The 5624-nt window shown below is 62.2% G+C and carries 5 protein-coding genes; 2 read left to right on the top strand and 3 right to left on the bottom strand.

What is annotated here, in order from left to right:
• Positions 1-99: 99 nt before the first annotated feature.
• Positions 100-945 carry a non-homologous end joining protein Ku gene (gene ku, locus BSZ39_RS11990; RefSeq protein ID WP_073717559.1) on the bottom strand — a complete coding sequence of 282 codons (846 nt, stop codon included), beginning with the start codon at positions 943-945 and terminating at the stop codon, positions 100-102.
• 29 nt (positions 946-974) lie between these two features.
• Here ku and BSZ39_RS11985 point away from each other — a divergent pair, with 29 nt between their 5' ends.
• Entirely contained in the window at positions 975-3344 is a 2370-nt protein-coding gene (locus tag BSZ39_RS11985; protein ID WP_073717558.1) for an ATP-dependent DNA ligase, read from the top strand.
• Positions 3345-3408: 64 nt separating this feature from the next.
• On the opposite strand, the gene BSZ39_RS11980 is transcribed toward BSZ39_RS11985, so the two are convergent.
• Positions 3409-3867, bottom strand: a complete 459-nt coding sequence (locus BSZ39_RS11980; protein WP_073717557.1) for a hypothetical protein — start codon at positions 3865-3867, stop codon at positions 3409-3411.
• A 156-nt stretch (positions 3868-4023) separates the two neighbouring features.
• The gene (locus tag BSZ39_RS11975) at positions 4024-4293 is read right to left on the bottom strand and encodes a mycothiol transferase (RefSeq protein WP_073717556.1); all 270 of its coding nucleotides are present in this window, start codon (positions 4291-4293) and stop codon (positions 4024-4026) included.
• 115 nt (positions 4294-4408) lie between these two features.
• Between BSZ39_RS11975 and BSZ39_RS11970 the strand changes: the two genes are divergently transcribed.
• Complete coding sequence (locus BSZ39_RS11970) at positions 4409-4720, top strand: ArsR/SmtB family transcription factor (protein ID WP_073717555.1); 312 nt, start codon at positions 4409-4411, stop codon at positions 4718-4720.
• Positions 4721-5624 lie beyond the last annotated feature (904 nt).

Raw genomic sequence — 5624 nt, 5'->3', positions numbered from 1 at the left:
CTGGGCTTCCGGAACCTGAGCCACTACATCGCCCGCAGCCTCCTCGAGGCCGGCGGATTCAAACCCCGACTACACCCTCGATTGTGAAGAGCCGGATTATTAGGCGCTCTTGGAGCTCTTCTTGGTGCCCGACTTCTTTGCGGGCTTTTTCGTGCCGCGTTTCTTATCGAGCGAGGCCTTCAGGGCTTCCATGAGGTCGACGACCTCGGCCTCGTCCGCCGATTCGTCTTCGGGATGTTCGCCGAACGTGGCCTCGGTGTCGATGGTGTCCCCGGCTTCGAGCTTCGCGTCAATGAGTTTGCGCAACTCGATCTGGTAATCGTCCTCGAACTTTTCGGGCGTGAAATCGGAGGCGAATTGGTCAACGAGGGCGCCGGCGAGCTCGAGTTCCTTGTCGCTGATCTTCGCGCGCGATTTCGTGCCCTTGAAGTCAACGTCGCGGACCTCGTCGGCCCACAGCAGCCCCTGCAGGACGAGGACTTTGCCGCGCACGCGCAGGGCGCCAAGCCGCGTCTTGTGCCGCAGTGCAAACGTGACGATCGCGGTGCGGTCCGTCTTTTCCAGGGTTTGGCGCAGCAGCAGGTAGGACTTCGGAGACTTTCCTGCGGGCTCGAGGTAATAGGTGTTTTCGAGCATGATCGGGTCGACCTGATTGGAGGGAACGAACTGGACGACTTCGATCTCGTCGTTGTCGGATTCGGGTAGTGACTCGAAATCCTCATCGGTCATGATGACCGTCTTGTCGTCTTCTTCATATGCCTTGTCGATATTTTTGTATTCGACTTTCTTTCCGCACACTTCGCAGCGTCGCTCGTAGCGGATGCGGCCACCGTCGGCGTCATGGACCTGGTGGAAGGAAATATCGTGATCTTCCACGGCGCTGTAGGCCTTGACGGGGACATTCACCAGCCCGAATGTGATGGCCCCGGTCCATATTGCTCGCATAGCATGAGCCTACAGAGGAAGGCTCGACATTGGCGCGACAAGGCAAATCATTTCAGGTCGGCGACCGAACGTTATCGGTCACGAACCTGGACAAGGTTCTCTATCCGGAAACGGGAACGACGAAGGCCGACGTCATCCATTACTACCTTTCTGTCGCGGACGTCCTCATCCCACAAATCACGCACCGACCCGTGACGCGCAAACGCTGGGTCGATGGGGTAGGGACCGAGAAGAAGCCGGGCGAGGTCTTCTTCCGCAAGGACCTCGAGGACTCGGCGCCCGAATGGATTCCGACCGGGAGTGTCGAGCACAAGAGCAGGACGAATACCTACCCGATCGCTGATGAGCCCGCGGCCCTCGCCCGGTTCGCGCAGGTCGCCGCGCTCGAGCTGCACACGCCGCAGTGGCGCTTCGGACGTAACGGCCAGCCCCGCAATCCCGACCGGCTCGTTCTCGACCTCGACCCGGGTGAGGGTGTCGGCCTCGCCGAATGCGCCGAGGTGGCGTTCTGGTGTCGCGAGATCCTCGACGACATGGGGATGGCGACCTTCCCAGTCACGTCGGGTTCGAAGGGCATCCACCTTTACGCCGGCTTGGACGGCACATATAACTCTGAACAGGTTTCGAAGGTCGCGCACGAACTCGCCAAGGCTCTCGAGGCCGACCACCCGGACGAGGTCATCTCGACCATGAAGCGGGCGGACCGTGCCGGAAAAGTTTTTCTAGACTGGTCACAAAACAGCGCCGCGAAAACGACGGTCAGTCCGTACTCGTTGCGCGGCCGGCTCACCCCCATGGTCGCCGCGCCCCGGACGTGGGAGGAGCTCGAGGCAAAAGACCTGCGGCAGTTGGCCTACGAGGAAGTGCTCGAGCGGGTCGACCAGGGGATTAACCCCATCTCTGACCTTGGTGCCGACCGGCTCGATACGTACCGCTCGATGCGTGACGCGTCGAAAACCGCCGAGCCAGTCCCCGCGCAGCGCCCGAGCGGAGGAGACAAGGACCAGCCGAGCTTCGTCATCCAAGAGCATCACGCGAGCAGCCTGCACTGGGATTTCCGCCTCGAATACGCGGGCGTCCTCGTGAGCTGGGCCGTGCCCAAGGGCGTCCCGCTCAAGAAGAACGTCAACCGGCTGGCTGTCCAGACCGAGGACCACCCCCTCGAATACGGCACGTTCGAGGGCACGATCGCCAAGGGCGAGTACGGGGCGGGCGAGGTCTCGATCTGGGATACCGGCACCTACGAGCGAGAGAAATGGCGCGATGGCAAGGAAGTCATCGCGACCCTGCACGGTCGGGACGACGGCGGGCTCGGCGGAGTGCCGCGCCGGTTTGCGCTCATCCGCACCAAGGGGATGGGCGATGACAGCTGGCTCATGCAGCTCATGAAAGACCAGCCCGACGATCACGCCAATCCCGAGCCCGAGGAAACACTGAGCGTCGCCGACCTGCCGGGGCCCATGCTATGCAGCGTCGGCAAACCCGCCGATGTCACCCTCGGGAAGAAGGACGGCGAGACGTGGGCCTTCGAGATGAAGTGGGACGGCTACCGCGTCATCGCCGGGGTCGGGAAGAACACTGTCGTGCTATCGAGCCGCAACGGCAAGGACCTCACGGACCTCTTCCCGCAGGCTTGCGAGCTTACCGAGCTCATCGATGACGAGGCTGTCCTCGACGGCGAACTCGTCGCGCTCGACGAGCAGGGGCGGCCCGATTTCAGCCTCCTGCAGGCCGTCCTCAAGGGCGACGACGAGGTCAGCGAGGACGCCGAACTGCGGTATATGGTCTTCGACATCCTGCGCCTGGGCGACCGCTCGCTTACCAAGGAAACGTATGAGGAGCGACGAAAGATCCTTGCCGAGCACCTCGCGGAAGGCGAGAACGTCGTCGTGCCCCCGAACTACACCGGCAACCTTGCCGCCGCGACCAAGGCGAGTAGCCAGCTCGGGCTGGAGGGGGTCGTCGCAAAGCGGATGGACTCGACCTACCTGCCCGGCAAGCGCGCCAGCGCCTGGCTGAAACTCAAGACGCGGCAGCATCAGGAGGTCATCGTTATCGGTGTCCGCGAGGGGAAGGGCTCGCGCTCTGGCTCGATCGGCTCTCTCCTCGTCGCCGTTCCCGACGAAAGCGGCGAACTGCGTTATGCGGGCCGCGTCGGAACGGGGTTTACCGACTCTCAGCTAGCCGACATCGAAACAACTCTGCGGCGCATCGAACGCAAGACGCCGCCGATCGATGATGTGCCTGCTGAGGACAGCTCCGATGCCTGGTGGGTGACGCCCAAACTCGTCGCCGAGGTGGCGCTCGCGGGTCACACCCGCCACGGCCGCGTTCGCCAGGCAGCGTGGCGTGGCTTGCGACAGGACAAAGACATAAAAGACGTGCGCTGGGAGGTGTGACTCGAAGGCAATGATGCCGTCCAGTTAGCGATCACCGCGAGATTCTTCGAGCAGCGCAGCGCGGCTAGCGTGGCACATCGATCGTCACCGTCTTTCCTCCGTAGCCGTTTGCCTGGTCACGGCCTTCGACGACGACCTTAGCGACGTCGTCGGGAATCTTGAACGGGCCGCGCTCGCGAGTGAATGGCTGCTCGTTCGCATGGTCGTGCGCGAGGTCGTGCTCGGCCAGCACCTCGCCGTCCTCGGTCATGACGCGCCAGCCGTCGGCATAGCGTTTCGGGGTGTCATAGGGCGAGGAGATCGTGACAGCAATCGAGAACTGGTTGCCCGACGGTTTCAGCTCGGCCTTCACCACGTCGGGAAACTTCTGGTCGGGGTCAACGTCGTTGGTCGCGGCGCTCTCGGTTGGTAGTGGGGCGGTCGTGGACTCGAGAGAGGTGGGGTTGTCGACCTGCCCCGCGCAGGCGGAGAGCGCAAGGACGGCGGCACAGGAAAGGGCTGTCGCGGCGATGCTTTTTCTCATGGCGGCAAGTCTACGGAGGATTGCACGATGGTGCCGAGGCCAAGGAGGACCGATGAGTGACCTGATAGGCCGCGCCGCTTTAGTGACTGGCGTGAGTCGACGCGATGGCATCGGCTTCGTCTTTCCGCGATTCCGGTCGGCGTCCATGTCCGCTTCCTAGTCGGTCGATGCCCACGGCTCGCTGGACTCCGACTCGGCGGCGACCGCGCCGAACCAGTAGTCCTCGACGTATGCGAGATGGCTCAACAGTCCGCCGAGTGTCATCGCCGAGGGCGGTAGCGGTTGCCGCAGCCCTGTCTCGCCAAGATTGCACGTCTTCCACTGCAGCGTAGCGCGTTGGTAGTCCAAGAATCCGAGCAGCGTGTCGAGCTCACCCGCCGCGAATTCAGGCTCGGGGCGTCCGTGCTCATCAGTGCGAGGCGCCATGGTGCGTCCTCCCTGGGGTCTTATGCAGCGTAGGCCTGGGACGTTGGGGACGGCAATCCATTTTTGGTCGCCCCCACCAGTTGACATGAAGAAAAACTTATATAAACTCTAGTTTATGGAAGAGCTGCCGTTAACAGCAGGCCATCCCGTGGTGGCCCTGTTTTCTGCTCTTGCTAATCCCATCCGCGCCAGCATCGTGCATCGGTTGACGAGCGCTCCGGCGAGCGTCAACGAGCTCGTTGAATGGCTGTCCGTGACGCAGCCGCTCGTCTCTCATCACCTCAAGATCTTGCGCGACGCGCACCTCGTTGAGGCATCGAAAGAGGGACGCCGGAGCGTCTATTCCTTGGTCGATGACCACGTCGCCCATATCTACCTCGACGCCCTGACTCATATGAAGGAGCACAATCATGACTGCGACCATTAACGAGCCTCAAGTCTGCGAATGTCCGCACTGCGATGACGCCTGCGCCACGTGTCACTGCAAGGACTGCGAGTGCAAGACCTGCAACCACTGCGAATGCGACGACTGCACTGACGTGTGTGAAAGCTGTGACTGCAAGGACTGTGCCTGCCCGAACTGCGAGCACTAACGCCGCTCGCTACACGCCTGGGGTCGCCATCTGGCGGCCCCATCGTCGTGTGCAGCCAGTAGTAGCATCGAAAGCGGCGCGACAACGCACAGAGCGCAGTTCCTCCTCGCGCTCACGGCCCTACACGACGATCGCGCCTTTGTGATCACACTACCGGGAGTCGATGGTGACGGGGCCGACGAGGTCGCACTCCTTCCCGTGGACGGCGACAGGGCGACTATCGCGACGGCGGCAGCTCACCTGGTCGATTCGAAAGCGTGGGACGACGAAGCATCCATGTGGTTGCTGGGCGTCCTTGACCGGGAGGATCCCAGAATCCATGCCCCACATAATTGCGAAAAGGTACCTTGCCGTCACGCACCTTCGGTAGGCAGGCCGTCCTTTCGAGGAAGCTCTTCAACTAGCCCGTTGGGGCCGTACCAGCGCGTCTCTCCCGTATTGAAGGTCACTTTGCCGACCAAACGACTAGTGAGCTGCCAATTGATGAGGTCTGGCTCGTTCCTGTCATCCTTGGGTGAGTAGCCCCACGGGCTACGGTCCTCGCTGCGTGCATCTGGCGCGGGGTAGTGCGGTGGCATTGGATAGTCTTCGGTGACCGCAGTCAAGATCGGCGCACATATTCGCCGTAGTTCCGAAGATCGCTCTAGGGCGTGTCTGACAGGTGATGTGTCATGCCTCGGGTGATGCTCGGGGCATGACGCGTTTCCAGTTGCTGTCGGATGCCCAGTGGTCGTTGAT

The sequence above is a fragment of the Bowdeniella nasicola genome (assembly GCF_001907295.1).
GTDB lineage: Bacteria > Actinomycetota > Actinomycetes > Actinomycetales > Actinomycetaceae > Bowdeniella > Bowdeniella nasicola.
The sequence above is the reverse complement of the archived record's forward strand: the minus strand, read 5'-3'. Positions and strand labels throughout refer to the sequence as shown.